The sequence below is a fragment of the Pseudomonas poae genome (assembly GCF_001439785.1).
Classification (GTDB): Bacteria; Pseudomonadota; Gammaproteobacteria; order Pseudomonadales; family Pseudomonadaceae; genus Aquipseudomonas; species Aquipseudomonas poae.
On record NZ_JYLI01000024.1, the window covers coordinates 54349 to 71438 of the forward strand.

General features: G+C 61.8%; 16 protein-coding genes. 9 read left to right on the plus strand and 7 right to left on the minus strand.

All coding sequences use genetic code 11. The annotated features are described in order from the left end of the window. Positions 1-94: 94 nt before the first annotated feature. Positions 95-2083: an alpha-1,4-glucan--maltose-1-phosphate maltosyltransferase gene (locus tag TU75_RS23075; RefSeq protein ID WP_060550244.1), complete on the minus strand. Its 1989-nt coding sequence runs from the start codon at positions 2081-2083 to the stop codon at positions 95-97. Between the two features lie 204 nt (positions 2084-2287). On the opposite strand from TU75_RS23075, the gene TU75_RS27825 reads away from it, so the two are divergent. Both TU75_RS27825 and TU75_RS23080 read left to right on the plus strand, forming a co-directional pair. Next, positions 2288-2446: a hypothetical protein gene (locus TU75_RS27825; protein ID WP_163000989.1), complete on the plus strand. Its 159-nt coding sequence runs from the start codon at positions 2288-2290 to the stop codon at positions 2444-2446. A gap of 204 nt (positions 2447-2650) precedes the next feature. Beyond that, on the plus strand, positions 2651-3283 hold the full coding sequence (locus TU75_RS23080) for a hypothetical protein (protein WP_060550245.1): 633 nt from the start codon (positions 2651-2653) through the stop codon (positions 3281-3283). A 31-nt stretch (positions 3284-3314) separates the two neighbouring features. Here the strand turns inward: TU75_RS23080 and TU75_RS23085 are convergent, their stop codons facing one another. After that, positions 3315-3809, minus strand: coding sequence for an MgtC/SapB family protein (locus TU75_RS23085; RefSeq protein WP_003236596.1), 495 nt, complete (start codon positions 3807-3809; stop codon positions 3315-3317). 134 nt (positions 3810-3943) lie between these two features. Here TU75_RS23085 and mapR point away from each other — a divergent pair, with 134 nt between their 5' ends. Further along, positions 3944-5353 carry a GntR family transcriptional regulator MpaR gene (gene mapR / locus TU75_RS23090; RefSeq protein WP_003236594.1) on the plus strand — a complete coding sequence of 470 codons (1410 nt, stop codon included), beginning with the start codon at positions 3944-3946 and terminating at the stop codon, positions 5351-5353. Here the strand turns inward: mapR and TU75_RS23095 are convergent. Beyond that, entirely contained in the window at positions 5350-6096 is a 747-nt protein-coding gene (locus tag TU75_RS23095) for an SDR family oxidoreductase (RefSeq protein ID WP_060550246.1), read from the minus strand. The two genes, mapR and TU75_RS23095, sit on opposite strands and share 4 nt — an antisense overlap. A gap of 56 nt (positions 6097-6152) precedes the next feature. Further along, on the minus strand, positions 6153-8249 hold the full coding sequence (locus TU75_RS23100) for a putative bifunctional diguanylate cyclase/phosphodiesterase (protein ID WP_060550247.1): 2097 nt from the start codon (positions 8247-8249) through the stop codon (positions 6153-6155). A 304-nt stretch (positions 8250-8553) separates the two neighbouring features. On the opposite strand from TU75_RS23100, the gene TU75_RS23105 reads away from it, so the two are divergent. The 6 genes from TU75_RS23105 (at position 8554) to TU75_RS23130 (ending at position 14311) form a co-directional block, all read left to right on the plus strand. Further along, the gene (locus TU75_RS23105) at positions 8554-9804 is read left to right on the plus strand and encodes a ribonucleotide-diphosphate reductase subunit beta (RefSeq protein WP_060550248.1); all 1251 of its coding nucleotides are present in this window, start codon (positions 8554-8556) and stop codon (positions 9802-9804) included. 84 nt (positions 9805-9888) lie between these two features. Then, on the plus strand, positions 9889-10377 hold the full coding sequence (locus TU75_RS23110; RefSeq protein ID WP_003239171.1) for a DUF1289 domain-containing protein: 489 nt from the start codon (positions 9889-9891) through the stop codon (positions 10375-10377). Between the two features lie 63 nt (positions 10378-10440). Then, positions 10441-11361: a class I SAM-dependent methyltransferase gene (locus TU75_RS23115; RefSeq protein WP_060550249.1), complete on the plus strand. Its 921-nt coding sequence runs from the start codon at positions 10441-10443 to the stop codon at positions 11359-11361. A 147-nt stretch (positions 11362-11508) separates the two neighbouring features. Continuing rightward, a complete protein-coding gene (gene pcsA, locus TU75_RS23120; RefSeq protein ID WP_003239175.1) occupies positions 11509-12225 on the plus strand; it encodes a phosphatidylcholine synthase in 717 nt (238 codons plus the stop codon). A gap of 105 nt (positions 12226-12330) precedes the next feature. Continuing rightward, entirely contained in the window at positions 12331-13149 is an 819-nt protein-coding gene (locus tag TU75_RS23125) for an alpha/beta fold hydrolase (protein WP_060550250.1), read from the plus strand. Between the two features lie 163 nt (positions 13150-13312). Beyond that, positions 13313-14311 (plus strand): NAD(P)H-quinone oxidoreductase, encoded by a 999-nt coding sequence (locus TU75_RS23130; protein ID WP_060550251.1) that lies wholly within the window; start codon positions 13313-13315, stop codon positions 14309-14311. Between the two features lie 247 nt (positions 14312-14558). On the opposite strand, the gene TU75_RS23135 is transcribed toward TU75_RS23130, so the two are convergent. The 3 genes from TU75_RS23135 to TU75_RS23145 form a co-directional block, all read right to left on the minus strand. Continuing rightward, positions 14559-15683, minus strand: coding sequence for an alkene reductase (locus TU75_RS23135; protein ID WP_015371899.1), 1125 nt, complete (start codon positions 15681-15683; stop codon positions 14559-14561). A gap of 76 nt (positions 15684-15759) precedes the next feature. Beyond that, a complete protein-coding gene (locus TU75_RS23140) occupies positions 15760-16437 on the minus strand; it encodes a type 1 glutamine amidotransferase domain-containing protein (RefSeq protein WP_003239372.1) in 678 nt (225 codons plus the stop codon). Further along, complete coding sequence (locus TU75_RS23145; RefSeq protein WP_060550252.1) at positions 16434-17063, minus strand: TetR/AcrR family transcriptional regulator; 630 nt, start codon at positions 17061-17063, stop codon at positions 16434-16436. The genes TU75_RS23140 and TU75_RS23145 overlap by 4 nt, the downstream gene beginning before the upstream one ends. Positions 17064-17090 lie beyond the last annotated feature (27 nt).

The following is a 17090-nucleotide window of genomic DNA, read 5'->3' on the forward strand; positions in this document are numbered from 1 at the left end:
CTTGCCTGCGATAGCAGTGTGTCAGCCGACAGCCCTGGTGCTGACCCACCGCTATCGCAGGCAAGCCAGCTCCCACCGTTGATTTGCGCTCGTCTCAGGAATGAGTAATGCGCCAGATCCCAAACGGCATCTGCGGATCAAGGCGGGTCCACTGGCTCTTGCCGTACCAGGTCCAGCGATGGCCGTTCATCAAGTCTTCACCCTGGGTCTGCGCATCGTCAGGCAGGCCCATTTCCCACAGCGGCAATTCGAAGTGAGCTTCCTGAGCATTGAACGGATCGAGATTGACCGCGATCAGGATGAAGTTGCTGCCATCCTCGCTGCGCTTGCCGAAATACAGGATGTTGTCGTTCCAGGCGTTGTACAGCTTGAGCCCCAAGTGCGTCTGCAGGGCCGGGTTCTGCCGGCGGATGCGGTTGAGCTGGGCGATCTCGGCGATGATGTTCCCCGGCGCGGTGAAGTCGCGCGGGCGAATCTCGTATTTCTCCGAGTCCAGGTACTCTTCCTTGCCGGGCACGGGTGCTGCCTCGCACAGCTCAAAGCCCGAATACATGCCCCACAGGCCCGAGCCCATGGTGGCCAGCGCGGCGCGGATCAGGAAACCCGGACGGCCGGACTCATGCAGGAAACCGGGGTTGATGTCCGGCGTATTGACGAAGAAGTTTGGCCGGTAGCACTCACGCCAAGGCGACTGGTTGAGCTGGGTGAAATACTCGCTCAATTCGGCCTTGGTGTTGCGCCAAGTGAAGTAGGTGTAGCTCTGGGAATACCCGACCTTGCCCAGGCGCGCCATCATCGCCGGCGTGGTAAAGGCTTCGGCGAGGAAGATCACCTCGGGGTATTTGGCGCGCACATCGCTGATCAGCCATTGCCAGAAAGGCAGCGGTTTGGTGTGCGGGTTGTCGACGCGGAAGGTCTTCACGCCCTCTTCCACCCAGCCCACCACAATGTCGCGCAGCTCTGTCCACAGGCCGGGAATGGCATCGGCGGCGTAGAAATCGACGTTGACGATGTCCTGATACTTTTTCGGCGGGTTTTCCGCGTATTTGATCGTGCCGTCCGGGCGCCAGTTGAACCAGCCCGGGTGCTGCTTGAGCCATGGGTGGTCCTGGGAGCACTGGATAGCGAAGTCCAGGGCGATTTCCAGGCCATGGTCGGCGGCGGCCTTCACCAGGCGGCGGAAATCATCGCGGCTGCCCAGTTGCGGGTGAATGGCTTCGTGACCGCCATCCTCACTGCCGATGGCATACGGGCTGCCGGGATCATCGGGGCCGGCATGCAGCGAGTTGTTGGGCCCCTTGCGATGACTGCGGCCAATGGGGTGGATGGGCGGGAAGTACAGCACGTCGAAGCCCATGTCATGGATCATCGACAGCCGAGAGTGCACATCGTTGAAGGTGCCATGGCGCGCCGGGTCGTCGGTGATCGAGCGCGGAAACAGCTCGTACCAGCTGGCGAACTGCGCGCGTTCACGCTCCACATCGAGCGGGTAGACGGTGCTGATGCTCAGATAGGCGCGGTGATCGGCCTGGGTCATCAAGTGTGCACTGTCTTCGTGCAAAAACTGCGCAACCTGCTCGGTTTCCAGCAGGCTGGAGAGTTCGTGGTGCAGCAGCATCAGGCGGTCGCGCAGCTCGTTATCACTGCGCTCGGCGGCCTGCAGCACCAGGCTGCGGCCTTCCTGCAGTTCGAGGCTGACCGGTACGCCGGCTTCGTGCTTTTTGCGCAGTTCGTAGCAGAAGCTGGCGAAGGTATCGATCCAGGCCTCGATGCAGAACTCATGAGGGCCCTGCTCGGTGACGGTAAACGCGCCTTCCCAGCCGTTGTTGCCAACGTCGGCCATCACCACGCTGTGCCAGCTTTCGTCGCGCAATGGACGCCAGCGGATCAGCACGGCCAGCTTGTCGTGGCCGTCGGCAAATACCTTGCTGGTGACGTTCACGCGCTGATTCACCACGGCTTTCACGGCAAATTCGCCGCCGTCTATCACGGGCGTGGTGTCTTCAATGGCGATCCTGGGCAGCAGCAGTGCCTGGGACAATGGTAATGCGCAGTTATCTGAAGCCAGTGTTTCAGCAGTCATCGAGCATCTTCCCCTTACGCCCTGTGGACGCTCTTTTGCTTGATCCAAATTCTGATACGGCGGCGCTCTCCCTGAGCGGGGCCGTCATAGGTCCGAGCCTGTGTGCGAGAGAAAAGTTCAGGCGGATATGGCGCCACTGGGCGGGAATCAAATCTGCCACGCGGTTGTCCACCGGTAGAACAAAGCACAAAGGAGGCCACACCGATGACTATCCCGATTCCGGCTGAAACGCCTGACCCCAATATTGACGCGCCAACGTTACCGCCCGTTGAACCGCCGCCGATTCCTGACGAGGAGCCGCCGGAAAACCAGCCTCCACCGGTGCAGGAGCCGCCTGGAGGTGAACCGCCAGTGACGCTTTGACGCCGTCTACGCGGGGTTCGGCATTCGCTTGCGCAGACGACACACGTCGGTGCGCAAGCGCACTCGAACCGTGGCAATTTCCCACTTGATAAAAAGAGCTAGTCCTAACGTCAACGAATGCGCGGGTTTTCATACTGATTTTTCGCTCGCCTGAACGTCACGCATCAGGCAACGCGTAATCCGATCTGTTTATGAGGAATCAGCATGACCACCATCAGCCAACCGGCGACCCTCCCATTCAACGCCCCTCACACTGGCCCCAACAGCCTCCACTCGCACAAGCAACCCGAGGTGTCCGGGCATGCGCCCCATCTGGAGCGACACCTTGAGGATATAAGCGCCCGTGTGGACCGCAAGACCATTGACCACATGATGCGTAACCTGGACTCGAAAGAGTCAAAGGACTACTTCGAGAAGATCGACACCCTGTTGACCCCGGACAACATCAAGCGCCTGGCACGCGGCCCCGGTGCGAAACCCCACATCAAGGCGCTCACCCACATAGAAGCTTGCTTCAATAGCGGATCGATCGACAAAGTAACAGCCCCCCTTGAGTGGAAGCACGTCGAGGACTATCGCAAAGCCGTGGAAGCGGAGCTGTTTGAGTTGACGATCAGCATGCTCAATGCCCCCTGGGAAAAGAGCTCTGAATTGGCTCGAGGTTTTCTTCATGCGGAAATCGCCCCGCATATTCTGCACGGCCTGCATGACCTGCAAGCCAGGCACAAGCACCTCAGTGAAATCTCCACACTGGTGAAAAACATACTCGAGTCGGTGCGAGATGCGCATTCGCAAGAACGCCAGCAGGATGTGTCGCGTGGGTATCCGGTCAGGTAAAAGAAACGCACACGGCGCCCTGAATCGATGGTCACTCATCCTTCTCGAACGCGCGCACAATCCGAGGCATCACGCTGAACACCGCCAGCGCCAGCAACGTACTCAGCACCGCTGTCGATTCGCGGCCCAACCCGGCCGCGACGCCAATCGCAGCGGTCATCCACAGCCCTGCCGCAGTGGTCAGCCCTTTGACGTGACCTGCATCCTCATCCTTGCCCTTGATAATGGTGCCCGCGCCCAAAAAGCCAATGCCGGCGATCACGCCCTGCACCACGCGGCTCATGGCATCGGCCTGGTTACCGGACATCTGCGGCACCAGCACGAACAGCGCCGCGCCCAGCGCCACCAGCATGTGCGTGCGTATCCCGGCCGCCTTGCCCTTGCTCTCGCGCTCAAAACCAAGGATGCCGCCCAGGATGGCCGCCATCAACAGCCGTACGGTCATCTGGGTAACCTGTTTTGCATCGCCAATATCGGCAAATTCGGCCTGCAGGGTCAGCCACGCTTCTTGCCACCATGCCTCCATGGGTGCGCTCCTTTATGATTGTTGGTAAAAGATGGACAGCGGCGACTGCCAGTCAGTTGCCTGTGCCGCCTGGACATCAGCAAGACCGCTCACACCTTCCGTCCCGCTGACCCACTGATCCTGTTTAAGGCCCGATGAAACGCTACGAAAAATTTGCCGATGCCATTGCAGAACTGATCCGCTCCGGCGTGCTCGGGGCCGGCCAGCGCGTGCCTTCGGTGCGCTATGCCAGCCAGACCTACGGCGTCAGCCCCTCCACGGTGTTCCAGGCGTATTACCTGCTCGAGCGCCGTGGCCTGATCCGGGCGCGGCCTCGCTCGGGTTATTTCGTCAACACCCATGCGCCTAGCCCGCTGGCGGAGCCGCTGACGATGGAGCCGGTGCGCGACTCCACCGAGGTGGATGTGAGCGAGTTGGTGTTTTCGGTGCTCGACTCCATCAAAGACCCCAACACCGTGCCCTTCGGCTCGGCCTTTCCCAGCCCGCTACTGTTCCCGTTGCCACGCCTGGCCCGCTCCCTGGCCCGTGCCGCCCGGGATATGGACCCGCGCCTGGTGGTCACCGACATGTCACCCGGCAACCCGCAACTGCGCCGGCAGATCGCCCTGCGCTATAGCGTCGGCGGGCTTGCGGTACCGATGGAAGAACTGCTGATCACCAACGGCGCCCTTGAGGCGCTCAATCTGTGCCTGCAGGCCGTGACCGAGCCGGGCGATCTGGTGGCCATTGAAGCGCCGGCGTTCTACGCCTGCCTGCAAGTGCTTGAGCGTCTGAAGCTCAAGGCCGTGGAAATTCCCGTGCACCCGCGCGATGGCATCGACCTGGACGCCCTCGCGCACAGCCTCGCGCACTACCCGATCAAGGCCTGCTGGACCATGACCAGTTTTCAGAACCCCATGGGCGCCACCTTGCCGCAGGCCAAAAAGCAGGCATTGGTGGACCTGCTGCGCAGCCACCAGGTGCCGTTGATCGAAGACGATGTGTACGCCGAGTTGTACTACGGGCAACACGCGCCGAAACCGGCCAAGGCCTTCGACACCGACGGGCTGGTGATGCATTGCGGCTCGTTTGCCAAGAGCCTGGCACCGGGTTATCGGGTGGGCTGGGTAGCGGCCGGGCGTTATGCGCAGAAGGTCGAGCGCCTCAAGCTGATGACTTCGTTGTGCCCTTCGATGCCGGCCCAGGCCGCCATCGCCGATTACCTGCAACATGGCGGCTATGACCGCCACCTGCGCAAACTGCGCTATGCCCTGGAAGAACAGCAACACGCCATGCTCGCCGCCATTGCGCGCCACTTTCCGGCGCAGACCCGGGTCAGCCAACCCACTGGCGGCTATTTCCTGTGGCTGGAACTGCCGGAACAGACCGACTCGCTGAAACTCTTCCAACTGGCCCTGGCCCAGGGCATCAGCCTGGCGCCGGGGCCGATCTTCTCGGCGACCCGGCGCTTTCGCCACTGCATCCGCTTGAACTACGGCAGCCCCTGGACCGAGGCGTCGGAGACAGCGATGCAGACCCTGGGGCGGCTTGTGCGCTCGCTCTAGCGGCCGCCGCCCAGGTCGATAAAGGTGCCGGTGGCATACGAAGCCTTGTCCGACAGCAGCCAGATAATCGCCTCGGCCACTTCATCCGGCCGGCCGCCACGGGCCATGGGGATGCCGGGTTCGAGCTTGCTGACGCGGTCCGGGTCGCCACTCAGGGCGTGGAAGTCGGTGAAGATGTAGCCGGGGCGCACCGCGTTGACCCGGATGCCATCGCCCGCCACCTCCCTGGACAGGCCCAGGGTGAAGGTGTCGAGCGCGCCCTTGGAGGCGGCGTAATCGACATACTCGCCCGGTGAGCCCAGGCGCGCCGCCACCGACGACACATTGACGATAGTGCCGCCCTGCCCGCCATGGCGTGGCGACATGCGCAGCAGCGCATGTTTGGCGCAGAGCATCGGGCCCAGTACGTTGGTCTTGAGGATCTTGAGGATCCGGAACTCGGACATTTCCTCCACCCGGGCCTTGTGTCCCACGGTGCCGGCATTGTTCACCAGCGCGGTGACACGTCCAAGCTCGGCGTCGACCCGGCTGAACAGCGCGATCACCTCATCTTCGCTACTGACATCGGCGCGCACCGCAATCGCCTGGGCGCCCAGCGCGCGTACCTGTTCCAGCACGGCCTGGGCGGCGGTTTCGTCAGACTGGTAATTGATGCAGATACGATAGCCTTCACGGGCGGCGAGCAAGGCCGTCTCGGCGCCGATTCCGCGGCTGCCCCCGGTGATAATGACGACTTTATCCATGCACGCGATCTCCTGTTCCAACCTGATATTTTTGTGACTGGATCCAAGAGTAACCGTCACGCCCGGCATTTGTCAGGCATGACCAACGCCTGCGCGCGCTGGATATCGGCCATGAAATCTGTAGCCGGCAACGGGTGGCCGAGCAGGTAGCCTTGCAGGGCATTGCAGCCCAGGCGTGTGAGAAAATGCTGCTGGGCATCGGTCTCCACGCCTTCGGCGACAATCCGCAAACCCAGCGCCTGGCCCAGCGCAACGATGGCAGACACAATGGCCGCGTCGTCGCTGTCGTGCTCCAGGTCACGCACGAAACCGCGGTCGATTTTCAGCTCGTTGGCCGGCAAGCGCTTGAGGTACATCAGGCTCGAATAGCCAGTACCGAAATCGTCGATGGACAAGTCGACGCCCATCTGCGAGAGCTGCTGCAAGACCGTCATGCTCGCGTCGGCGTCGCTCATGGCCGTGGTCTCGGTGATTTCCAGGGTCAGGCTGTTGGCCGGCAACCGATGGCGCGCCAGCGCGGCGGCGACGCTCTTGACCAGCCCGGCATGACCAAACTGCAACGCCGACAGATTGACCGCGATGCGCCAGTCTTCGTAGCCCTCTGCGTACCACGCGCTCATCTGGCGGCACGCTTCATTGAGCACCCAATCGCCGATCGGGATGATCAAACCGGTCTTTTCCGCCAGCTCGATAAAGCTGGCGGGCAGCAGCAGGCCCTGTTGCGGGTGCTCCCAGCGCAGCAGCGCCTCGGCGCCGACCGGCATGCCACTGACCGCATCGAACTTGGGCTGGTAATACAACTGCAACTGGTCAAGTTCCAGGGCATTGCGCAGGTCCTGCAACAGCTGCAGTTGCTTGCGCGCATTGGTGTTCATCGACGCCTCAAAAAAACTGTAGCCGTTCTTGCCCAGGCCCTTGGCGTGGTACATGGCAGCGTCGGCGTTCATCAACAGTTCCTGAGGGGTACTGCCGTTGCCCGGGAACAGGGCGATGCCGACGCTGGCGGAAATTTTCAGGTCATGCTCGGCCACCTGGAACGCCTGGTTGATCAATACCACCTGGCGCTCGGCCAACCCCAGCGCGTCTTGCGGCTGCGTCAGTTGCACCAGCAGCACGAATTCATCGCCGCCGATGCGCGCCAGGGTGTCCTGACTGCGCAGGTCCTCGCGCAGGCGCTGGCCGACCTCGCGCAGCAGCAGGTCGCCCAGATGATGGCCGAACGCATCGTTGACCGGCTTGAAACCGTCCAGGTCAATGAACATCAGCGCAAAGCATCCGCCCTGCTCCCTTACCGCCTGCATCGCCTGCGTAATGCGGTCGGCGAGCAAGGTGCGGTTGGGCAGGCCTGTGAGCATGTCGTGCAGGGCCAGGTGGGTCAGCTCCTGGTTGGCCAGGGTCAGGGAATGGGCGAGTGCGGCGGTACGCGCCTGCAGACGGGCGTCGAGCAGCGAGGTGAGCAACGCAATGATCAGCACCGCCAGCGACGTGACCAGCACCAGATTGTCCAGGCCCCTGCCGCTCAGGCCATTCAAGGCGGCGCCGCAGAAACTGTCGTCGGCAAACCGCGCCGCGGCCATTCCCGTGTAGTGCATGCCAACGATGGCGACGCCCATCACCATGGCCGCCCCTCCTCGTGCCAGTCGCACATAAGGCGTATTGCGCCGCAGGTTGAACGCAATCCACAGCGCCGCGCCGGACGCTGCCACGGCGATCAACAGCGAGGCGCCAAACAATGCAGGGTCATAATCAATGCCGGGTGTCATGCGCATGGCAGCCATGCCGGTGTAGTGCATGCAGCTAATGCCGGCGCCCATGATCAGCGCGCCAAATGCCAATTGCCAGACGGGCAGACGCGGCTGGCTGACCAGCCATAACGCGAAACCGCTGGACAGCACGGCGATCAACAGCGACAGCGCGGTAATACCTGCATCGAAGCCCAGGGCAAACGGCAGGCGCAAGGCCAGCATGCCGATAAAATGCATCGACCAAACGCCCACCCCCATCGCCAACGCACCACCGGCAATCCATAGATAGACGGTGCGCCCCTTGGCTGTGGCGATCCGCCCCGTCAGGTCCAGCGCGGTGTAGGACGCAAGAATGGCGACACACAGAGAAATGGCTACAAGGGCGGGTGAATAACTACTGATCAGCATCAGACTTCTCGCGGGCACGGGTTTGACACGTCCGTACCAAGTGGCAAAGCGGCGGATTGTAGCGAGAATAATTCTTGAACAGGCGATTAATTATCAAATCGCCACTATTGGTTTTTTCACGTCACTTGCGGCTTCATCTGATCCGCGCTCCCCCCGTTTTCAATCCTCACCTCTCATTGACCAGCAGTGTTACACACCATATAGTGTGCCCACTAACAGGCCAGACCACTACATAGTGTGAAGCGTCGGCATTTCTCGAACACACTCTGTGCAGTATTTCAAGCGAACAGGAAGGAATATTTCAATGCTGAGTTGGGATGAAGTCGACAACGAGGACACCGCTGAGGCCGTTGTCAGAGGCGCCAACGCCGGCCACGCCAGCGAAGCCAACATGGACCGCCTCGACGGCGCCGGCGCCGCGGCTGCCATCGAAGCCCGCGCCGTCACCGCCAGTGACTCCGCCGCCATCGTGCGCGCCAAGGCCGCGCTGGACAAACTCGACGTCGCCGAAGGCCTCGCCGAACTCGAAGGCTCCGCCGCCCGCGTGGCCGTCGACGAAAAGCGCATGATCAACTGCCGCGCCGACCTCAACCAACTCGTGCCTTTCAAATACGACTGGGCCTGGCAAAAGTACCTCGACGGCTGCGCCAACCACTGGATGCCGCAAGAGGTCAACATGACCGCCGACATCGCCCTGTGGAAGACCCCCGAAGGCCTCACCGATGACGAACGCCGCATCGTCATGCGCAACCTCGGGTTCTTCTCAACTGCCGATTCGCTTGTCGCCAACAACCTGGTGCTGGCCGTGTACCGCCTGATCACCAATCCGGAATGCCGCCAGTACATCCTGCGCCAGGCCTTCGAAGAAGCGATCCACACCCACGCCTACCAGTACTGCATCGAATCCCTGGCCATGGATGAAGGCGAGATCTTCAACATGTACCACGAGATCCCATCGGTCGCTAAAAAGGCCGCCTGGGGTTTGAAGTACACCCGCTCGATCTCCGATCCGAAGTTCGAAACCGGCACCGTCGAGACCGATAAAGAGCTGCTGCGCAACCTCGTCGCCTATTACTGCGTACTGGAAGGCATCTTCTTTTATTGCGGCTTCACCCAGATCCTGTCCATGGGCCGCCGCAACAAAATGACCGGCGTGGCCGAGCAGTTCCAGTACATCCTGCGCGATGAGTCGATGCACCTGAACTTCGGTATCGACGTGATCAACCAGATCAAAATCGAAAACCCGCACTTGTGGGATGCCGAGATGAAGGAAGAAGCGACGCAGATGATTCTCCAGGGCACTCAACTTGAGATCGAATATGCGCGTGACACCATGCCGCGCGGCGTTCTCGGCATGAATGCGGCGATGATGGAGGATTACCTCAAGTTCATCGCTAACCGCCGTCTGTCGCAGATTGGGTTGAAAGAAGAGTATCCAGGCACCACCAACCCGTTCCCGTGGATGAGCGAGATCATGGACTTGAAGAAAGAGAAAAACTTCTTCGAGACCCGCGTGATCGAGTACCAGACCGGCGGTGCGTTGAGCTGGGACTGAATCAACATAGCGCTGAAAAAATGTGGGAAGGGTATGCTGCCTCCCACATGAGCCTGTGTTCTTTAAACGTGTGTACACCCTTTTATGCCCAATCAAACCATCAAAACCCCCTGCGTAGGCCTCTGTTCCACCGTTTACGGTGACTTGGTCTGCCGGGGCTGCAAGCGCTATCACCACGAAGTCATCCAATGGAATGGCTACAACGCCGATGAAAAACAGGCGGTGTGGCTGCGCCTTGAGCAATTGCTGGTGCAGGTGATGACCAGCAAGCTTGAAGTGTTCGACCCCCAGCGCCTGCGCCAGCAGCTGGAAGACCGCAAGATCCGCTATGTGCCACACCAGTCGCCGTATTGCTGGGCCTACCAGTTGATTGCTCGCGGTGCGCGGGTGATTTCCCGGCTCGACGCCTATGGACTGGCGTTGTTGCCGGAGTTCCGCGAGCGCAGCCTCAGCGACCTGCGCGACGCCATTGACCGCGAGTTTTTCCTGCTGTCAGAGGCTCATTACGAGCGTTACATCGCGCCAGCGTTTGTGCAGGACGCATTCGGGCCAACGCTGATCGTCAGCGCCTGAACCGCCCCACACCCTTCGTCATTGTGTTTAAAATGCCGCCCGCTCAAACACCGACGCTCACCGATGACCTCAGACGCACTCGCCACCCTGCATGCCCATTTGCTCACTGCCCTGGCCGACGCGCCCACTGAAACCCGGCGCCTGTTCCACGGCCGTGGCCGCTGCTGGCCGGGCCTGGAGCAATTGACGGTGGACTGGCTGCAAGGCGTGGTGCTGGTGGCGCTGTTCAAGCAGACCGAGCAGTTGGACGCCTTGAAGCAGCAACTGTTGCAGATCGACTGGGCCACCTGCGGCGTGCGCGCCGTCGCCCTGCAACACCGCTACCTGCCGCAAAGCACCACCGAATGGCTGCTGGGCGACCCCATCGACGAGCTGACCATCACCGAAGGTGGCCTGCGCTACCTGATCGACCTGGGTAAAAAGCATAACAGCGGCCTGTTCCTCGACATGCGCTACGGACGCAACTGGGTGCGCGACCAGGCCAGGGGCCAGCGCGTGCTCAACCTGTTTGCCTACACCTGCGGGTTTTCGGTGGCGGCCATCGAGGGCGGCGCGGCCCATGTGGTCAACCTGGACATGGCCCGTGGCGCCTTGAGCCGGGGCCGCGACAACCATCGCCTGAACAGTCACGATCTGGGCAAGGTCACCTTTCTGGGCCACGACTTGTTCAAGTCCTGGGCCAAGGTCACCCACAGCGGCCCGTACGATCTGGTGATCATCGACCCGCCGTCCTTCCAGAAAGGCAGCTTCCTGCTGACCAAGGACTACCAGCGCGTACTGCGTCGCCTGCCGGATCTGCTCACGGCGCAGGGCACGGTACTGGCCTGCATGAACGATCCGGCCTTTGGCGAAGACTTCCTGATCGACGGCGTCACCCGCGAAGCACCGGGCCTGCGCTTTGTGGAACGCCTGGAAAACCCGCCGGAATTCCCCGATATCGACCCTCAAAGTGGCTTGAAGGCCCTGGTGTTTCGCCAAGGCTGATGCCGAAAAGTCCTACGCTTGCTAACCTAAGCGGTACAGCGGGGCGGTGAACCTTATCCCCTCCTCCCCGGTCGATACTGCATTCCCCGGCCAGACTCGACGGCGTCACGTCGTCGGCTGCCCCGTTCCACCTTTGGAGAAACGCCCGTGATCTCGACCCTGCATGTAGCCAGACTAAAAGCCTGGGGCGCCCATGGCTTTACCGCCACCGGCGTGGTCCTGGCCTTCCTGGCCACCCTGGCGCTCCTGGAAAACTCGCCCAAGGCCTGCCTGCTGTGGCTGGGTCTGGCGCTGGTGGTGGACGGCGTCGACGGCTCGCTGGCGCGAAAGCTCAACGTCAGCACGGTATTGCCCAGCTTTGACGGCTCGGTGCTGGACCTGGTGATCGACTACCTGACCTACGTGTTCATTCCGGCGCTGTTTATCTATCGCTACATCGACCTGCCGGAATTCACCCACCTGTTCACCGTATCGGTGATTCTGGTGTCGTCGCTGTTCTGCTTCTGCAACGTCAACATGAAGAGCAAGGACAACTACTTCGTCGGCTTCCCGGCCGCCTGGAACGTGGTGGCTTTGTGCGTCTACATCATCCAGCCGGACGCCTGGGTGACCTTGACCACCGTGATCGGCCTGGCCCTGCTGACCGTCACCCCGATGAAATTCCTGCACCCGTTCCGCGTGAAACGCTTTATGCCGATCAACATCGCGGTCACCACCATCTGGCTGCTGTGCAGCTTCCTGATGGTGGTAGATCATCCCAACACCAACCCGTGGACGTTCGGGCTTTGGTCGTTGATGTCAGCGTACTTCCTCGGGATCTGCGTGTGGCGCACGGGGCTTGAGTGGCTCGAAGCGCGGCGCTGAGCCGTTGTTGAGCAACGAAGCACGCCCGTACAAGCCCGGTGTCTGATTTAACGCAATAGTGATGCGGTTTTTTCACTCGCGCTTTAAAGCACAAGGGAGTTTCAGATGAGCACATTCGTTGCCAAAGACGGCACCCGGATCTACTTCAAGGACTGGGGCAGCGGCAAGCCCGTGTTGTTCAGCCACGGCTGGCCACTGGATGCCGACATGTGGGAATACCAGATGGAGTACCTCAGCAGTCGAGGCTACCGCACCATTGCCTTCGACCGTCGCGGCTTCGGCCGCTCCGACCAGCCATGGACCGGCAATGACTACGACACCTTCGCCGACGATATCGCCCAGCTGATCGAGCACCTGGACCTTGCCGACGTGACCCTGGTCGGCTTTTCCATGGGTGGCGGCGATGTGGCGCGCTACATCGCACGCCATGGCAGCGCGCGAGTCGCGGGCCTGGTGCTGCTGGGTGCGGTGACGCCGATCTTCGGCCAACAGCCGGATTATCCGCAAGGCGTGCCGGCTGAAGTGTTCGACGGCATCAAGGCCGGCCTGTTGAAGGACCGTGCGCAATTTATCAGTGACTTCAACGCTGCGTTCTTCGGCATCAACCAGGGCCAGGAGGTGTCCGCGGGCGTGCTGACGCAAACCCTGCAGATCGCCCTGCTGGCGTCGCTCAAGTCCACCGTGGACTGCGTGACTGCGTTCTCGCAGACCGACTTCCGCCCGGACATGGCGACCATCGATGTACCGACGCTGGTGATCCATGGCGACGGCGACCAGATCGTGCCGTTCGAGACCACCGGCAAGGTGGCGGCGCAGATGATCAAGGGCGCGCGGCTCAAAGTGTATAAGGACGCGCCCCACGGGTTTGCCGCGACCCATACCCAGCAGCTCAATGAAGACCTGCTGGCGTTTCTGCAACGCTGATCAACCGTTTGCACGCAGCGAACAGCCACTGTGGGAGCCCCTCTCCCACAGTGGCATGCCGATCCCTGGCTGACGCACGCGGCCCGTTGCTGGACAATGGTTGGAATCAACCGCCGCAAGCTGCGGTCCCAGTACACACGCTCACTGCAACAGGTATCCCTCCATGACACTGCCCCAAACGATGACCCTGATTGAAATCACCGAATTCGGCGGCCCTGAAGTGCTCAAGCCACGCCAGGAAGCCGTGCCGACACCTGGCCCCGGTGAGATCCTGATTCGCGTGCACGCCGCCGGCGTCAACCGCCCCGACGCCCTGCAACGCGCCGGCAAATACCCGATGAAACCCGGCATGAGCCCAATCCCAGGCCTGGAAGTGGCCGGTGAAGTGGTCGCACTGGGCGACGGTGTCACCCAATACAGCCTCGGCGACCGGGTCTGCGCGCTCACCAACGGTGGCGGTTACGCGCAGTTCTGCACCGTGCCGGCCGGCCAGGCGCTGCCGATCCCCGAGGGCATGGACTGGATTCAGGCCGCTGCGGTACCGGAAACCTTCTTTACCGTCTGGGCCAACCTGTTCGGCCTGGGCAATGCCCACACCGGCGAGCGCGTGCTGATCCATGGCGGCACCAGCGGCATCGGCACCACCGCGCTGATGCTGTGCCGCGAGTTCGGCATCCAGGCCTTCGCCACCGCCGGCAGCGCCGACAAGTGCGCGGCGATTGCCAAGCTGGGGGCCGAACCGATCAATTACCGCGAGCAGGACTTTGCCGACGTGATCGCCACGCACACCGATAATCAGGGCGTGGACGTGATTCTCGACATCATGGGCGCCTCTTATCTCAACAACAATCTGAAGGCCCTGGGCATGGATGGCCACTTGGTGATGCTGGGGTTCCTCGGCGGCGGCAAAGCCAACGACGTCGACCTGCTGACCATCCTCAGCAAGCGCGCAGTGATCACCGGCTCGCTGCTGCGGGCACGCACCGCCGAAGAAAAAGCCGCCATTGCCGACCAATTGCGCGAGTACGTCTGGCCGGTCCTGGCGGAAGGACGCTGCCTGCCGATCATCGACCAGGTGTTCGACTACACCCAGGCCGACCAGGCCCATGCACGCATGGAAGGCGGCGACCACATCGGCAAAATCGTGCTGCGGGTGGTTTAAACCAGTACAGCGATCCACCTGTGGCGAGCGGGCTTGCCCCGCGTTGGGGTGCGAAGCGCCCCCAAGCCAGCAAAACGCGGTGTACCTGATACGGCTCAGCGCCTGGTTTTGGGGCTGCTGCGCAGCCCAACGCAGGACAAGCCTGCTCGCCACAGGGAATCTGCGCTTAACTGAACGGCATTCGGCAAGCCCACTCGCCACAGGGGCGTGTGATTATCTGGAATGGATCACAGCGCAGTGAATTGCCCTACTCGGCGTACGTCGGATAATCCACATAGCCCAATTCAGAACCGCCATACATCCCTTCGGCCCGCAGCGGGTTCAACGGCCAGCCGTTGAACAGTCGCTGCGGCAGGTCCGGGTTGGCGATGAATGGCCGGCCGAAGGCAATCAGGTCCGCCAGCCCCGCTTCGATCAGCCGCGCGCCGCGCTCGGCAGTGTAGCGGCCTGCGTAGATGATGCGGCCGCTGAAGGTGCTGCGCACGGCCTGGCGGAAGCTGTCAGGCAGGTCGGGGGCGTTGTCCCAGTCGGCTTCGGCGATGGACACGTAGGCGATACCTGACTGCTCCAGCACCCTGATCGCTTCGATATAGGTGTGGTGCGGGTCTTCTTCGACCAGGCCGATGTAGACACGGTCCTGATCGGTGCCGCTGAACAGCGGTGAAAAACGCACGCCCAGGCGCTCAGGGCCGACTACCTGGCTCACCGCCTCGACCACTTCGCGCAGGAAACGCAGACGATTGTCCAACGAGCCGCCGTACTGGTCGTCACGCTGATTGGAATGCGCCGAAATGAACTGGTTGACCAGATAACCGTTGGCCGAGTGAATCTCCACCCCATCGAACCCTGCATCCAGGGCATTGCGCGCGGCCTGGGCGTACTGCCCGACCAACTCGTCGATCTCGAGCAGGTTCAACGCGCGCGGCACCGGAGGCTGCACCAGATCGCCAGTACCCGGGCCGGTAGCGATAAACGCCTTGGCCTGCTCCGCCTGAATCGCCGAAGGTGCCACCGGGGCCGCACCGTCAGGCTGCAACGCATTGTGAGAGACCCGACCGACATGCCACAACTGGGCAAAGATCACTCCGCCCTCGGCGTGCACGGCGTTGGTGACCTTGCGCCATCCTTCGATTTGCGCGGGGCTGTAGATACCCGGCGTCCAGGCATAACCCTGACCACGGGGTTCGATCTGCGTGCCTTCGCTGACCATGAAACCGGCGGTGGCGCGCTGACGGTAATACTCGGCCATCAAGTCAGTGGCGATATCACCCGGCTGGGCGCTGCGCTGACGGGTCAGCGGCGGCAATACCACGCGGTTGTTCAAGAGGTGATGGCCCAGTTTTACCGGGGTGTTTAAAACAGTGGCAGTCATTGCGATATTCCAAATTCGGGACGAACGAAAGCGTTGGCGACTCGTGCGAGTCGCCAGCGATAAAACGGTGGATGGGTTAAGCGGTGAGGTTAAGCAGGGCCTGGGCCACTTCGCTCGAACTGCCGGGGTTCTGCCCGGTGACCAGCAGGCCGTCGACAATTACGAAGGACTGCCAGTCAGCGCCCTTCTCGTACTTGCCGCCCAGTTTCTTGAACTCATCCTCGACCAGGAATGGCACCACGTCGGTCAGTTGCACCGCCGCTTCCTCGGAGTTGGAGAACCCGGTGACACGGCGGCCCTTGATCAACGGCTCACCATTGACCGCCTTGACGTGACGCAGGGCGCCCGGGGCGTGGCAAACGAAACCGATCGGCTTGCCGGCACGCTCGAACGCTTCGATCAGCGCAATTGAGGTGGGCGACTCGGCCAGATCCCACAGCGGTCCGTGGCCGCCTGGGTAGAACACGGTGTCGAAATGGTCAGCGTTGAGCGTGTCCAGCTTCACGGTGTTGGCCAGGGCCTGTTGCGCGGCCGGGTCGGCGGCGAAACGGCGGGTCTGTTCGGTCTGGGCATCCGGCTGATCACTGACTGGGTCCAGCGGCGGCTGGCCGCCGGCCGGCGATGCCAGCACCACCTCGACGCCGGCGTCCTTGAACACGTAATACGGGGCTGCAAACTCTTCGAGCCAGAAGCCGGTCTTGCGGCCGGTGTCGCCAAGCTGGTCGTGAGAGGTGAGTACCATTAATACTTTCATTTTCCAGTGCCTCGATCGATGTGGATGTCAGGGTATACGGGGCTGCCCAACAACTGTTGAGTCAGCGACAGCGCCTCGGTGAACGGCGCAGCGGTACGGGTGATCTTGCTCATGACGCTGGTTCCCAGCCACAGCGCATACAAGCGCCGGGCAAGGCCTTCGGGGGATTGCTCGATAGCCAGCGAACCGTCCTCGACCCCGCCGCGTATCGCCTCGGCGAGTACTTCGATGGTGCGCGAGGTGCCGCGTTGCAGGGCCAATCGCATCGGCTCCGAAAGATCTGACACCTCGGCACCCAGTTTGACGGCCAGGCATTTGCCGGAATCGGTGCAGCCGGTCTGGTTGTCGATCCAGGCCTGCCAATAGCGCATCAACGTGTTGTGCCGGGACAGTTCGGGCTGGCTGAACAACTGCTGCATGCCATGCACGTAGTTGTCGAAATAGGTGTCGAGCAACACCACGCCAAACGCGTCCTTGGAGCTGAAGTAGTGATAAAACGAACCTTTGGGCACCCCAGCGGCTTGCAGTATTTCGTTCAGGCCCACCGCGGAAAACCCCTTGGCGCCGATCAGCGGCTGCGCACTGTCGAGAATCACTTGCCGGGCACTTCTGGTGTCGTTGCTCATGCTTGTCTCCTACCGATTAGACCAGTC